Raw genomic sequence first — 2,798 nt, 5'->3', positions numbered from 1 at the left:
GCTGAAATAGGCCAGGCGATTCCTGAGGAATTTTTTAAGGCAGTTGCTGAAATACTTGCCTTTGTTTATAAAACGAAAGGTAAGCTGTAAAGAAGTTAAATGTGACCCGCTAGTTAGGAGAGAAGAACATGCGAGCAAGAGATTTAGTTGTCATATCGAGCGTCATCATGATTGTTGCTATGTTGGTCATTCCATTACCAACATGGTTGTTAAGTATTTTACTTCTTTTAAATATATCTCTTGCGCTGTTGGTTCTATTGACTACGATGAATATGAAAGAGCCTTTGGAATTTTCAATATTTCCTTCCTTGCTCCTTTTACTGACATTATTCAGGCTAGGGTTGAATGTGTCGACGACACGTGCCATTTTGACCTATGGTGATGCTGGCGGTGTAGTCGAAACCTTTGGCTCGTTTGTAGTCGGAGGGAACGTGCTTGTAGGTTTAGTTGTATTTATCATTTTGGTTATCATCAATTTCATCGTCATCACGAAAGGTTCTGAACGGGTGTCAGAAGTGGCAGCAAGGTTTACGCTAGATGCGATGCCTGGGAAACAGATGGCCATTGATGCTGATTTGAATGCTGGGATGATTTCAGAAAATGATGCACGTACCAGACGAGAAAAAATCAGCAATGAAGCTGACTTTTATGGATCCATGGACGGAGCGAGTAAGTTTGTTAAAGGAGACGCCATCGCCGGTATTATCATTGTCATCATCAATTTGATTTTTGGAATGATTATTGGTGTCATGCAATTGGATATGAGTTTTGGAGAATCTGCTGTACATTTTTCCATGTTATCAGTTGGAGATGGAATTGTCAGTCAAGTGCCTGCCTTATTGATTTCAACAGCAACAGGAATAGTCGTAACCCGGGCAGCCTCGAATGGTAATCTTGGATCAGATATTGTTGAACAGTTATTTCAATTTCCAAAGATGCTTTACTTGACTGCAGCAGCAATTTTTTTGCTAGGTTTATTCACGCCAATTTCAGATATATTTACGTTTCCAATTGCAGCGTTATTAGTCATAGGAGGGTATACGATTTCTAGGATACCACAACCGAATGAAAGTGAAATACAGGAAATGGAAGAAGTGTTGGAAACAGATGAAATGAAGAGTCCAGAAAGTGTCGTTAACCTTTTGAGTGTCGATCCAATCGAATTCGAGTTTGGATATGGACTAATTCCACTTTCTGATGCCAATCAAGGGGGAGACTTACTTGACCGTGTCGTCATGATCCGCCGGCAACTGGCAATTGAAATGGGACTTGTCATTCCAGTCGTCAGAATACGAGATAATATCCAGTTGAACCCTAATGAGTATCGGCTAAAAATTAAGGGAAATGAAATTGCAAAAGGGGAATTGCTTCTGAATCACTTTTTGGCAATGAGTCCAGGAATAGAAGATGAATCAATAGAAGGAATCGATACGATAGAACCTTCATTTGGTCTACCAGCTAAATGGATTACGGATGATATGAAAGAGCATGCAGAGATGATGGGCTATACAGTTGTAGATCCTCCAAGTGTTGTATCCACACATTTAACGGAAGTCATAAAAGCGAATGCTCATGAGCTTTTGGGCAGGCAGGAAACGAAACAATTGATCGATTATCTTGGTGAATCATCACCAATTCTTGTAGAAGAGGTCACCCCGAATCCCTTGTCGATAGGTGATGTACAAAAGGTATTGGCAAAATTGTTAAAGGAAAAAGTTTCTATAAGGAACTTATCAATCATTTTCGAAACACTTGCTGATTATGGTAAGTTGTCGACGGATACAGATTTGCTTACTGAATATGTACGGCAGAATTTAGCCAGGCAGATTACTAATTCCTTTATCGTAGAAGAAAATCGAATAAAAGTCATCACGTTATCGGGAAAAGTAGAAAAAACCATAGCAGATGGAGTACAACAAACTGAACATGGAAACTTTTTATCACTAGATCCAAATATATCTCAGTCCATATTGGAGGCAATTGCGGCCAAATTGGATGAGCTGACGTTAATGGAACATCAACCAATCCTACTTTGTTCTCCAGCAGTACGGATGTATACCCGGCAGTTAACAGAACGTTATTTTCCTAATGTACCGATTCTTTCATACAATGAACTCGAATCGAATGTAGAAGTACAAAGTGTAGGGGTGGTGAATATCGATTGAAAGTAAAGAAATATATGGCACCATCAATGGCCGAAGCTATGAAGCGAATAAGAGAAGAATTAGGCAGTGATGCGATTATTTTAAGTTCAAAAGCTGTCTACATTGGTGGTTTCCTAGGATTATTCAAAAAAAGGAATATCGAAGTCATTGCAGCCATCGATCCAGTTTCACAGCCCAACCAAATGGTAACTAAACAAAAAACGAAGAAGTTGCCTGTGAAACAAGAAATATCGAGTAATAGCACTGTTACACAGGAAGGTAACAATGAAAGTACGGATCTTATAAAAGAATTAGAAGGTTTAAAAGATATGATTAAAACTATACAAATCACATCTGATAGACACTATCCGGGAAAACTGCAGAAAATCAATGATTATCTCACAGAGCAGGAAGTGGATGTACAGCTACGCTCACAAATCATGGATGAATTACTTGGAAAATGGTTTGCTCTCAAACAAAAATCCACTGATGAAGAAGTACAAGGTTGGTTAGAAGAAGCCTTATTTGAAATATTGGAGAAGGTTCAAAACGGGAAACCCGGTCTGCAAAAAAAATATATTAATATTGTTGGACCAACAGGAGTTGGTAAGACAACCACCCTCGCTAAAGTAGCAGCAGAGACCATGCTTAGGC

The 2,798-nt window shown here is 39.1% G+C and carries 2 protein-coding genes; both read left to right on the top strand.

What is annotated here, in order from left to right; translation table 11 throughout:
* The first annotated feature begins 128 nt into the window (after nucleotides 1-128).
* Nucleotides 129-2,165 carry a flagellar biosynthesis protein FlhA gene (gene flhA / locus AC1DUW_RS25080; RefSeq protein WP_477643746.1) on the top strand — a complete coding sequence of 679 codons (2,037 nt, stop codon included), beginning with the start codon at nucleotides 129-131 and terminating at the stop codon, nucleotides 2,163-2,165.
* A partial coding sequence (locus AC1DUW_RS25075; protein WP_477643745.1) for a flagellar biosynthesis protein FlhF occupies nucleotides 2,162-2,798 on the top strand: 637 nt, incomplete at its 3' end. The genes flhA and AC1DUW_RS25075, both read left to right, overlap by 4 nt.

Source organism: Peribacillus sp. P4_C12 (assembly GCF_056402095.1).
The sequence above is the reverse complement of the archived record's forward strand: the minus strand, read 5'-3'. Positions and strand labels throughout refer to the sequence as shown.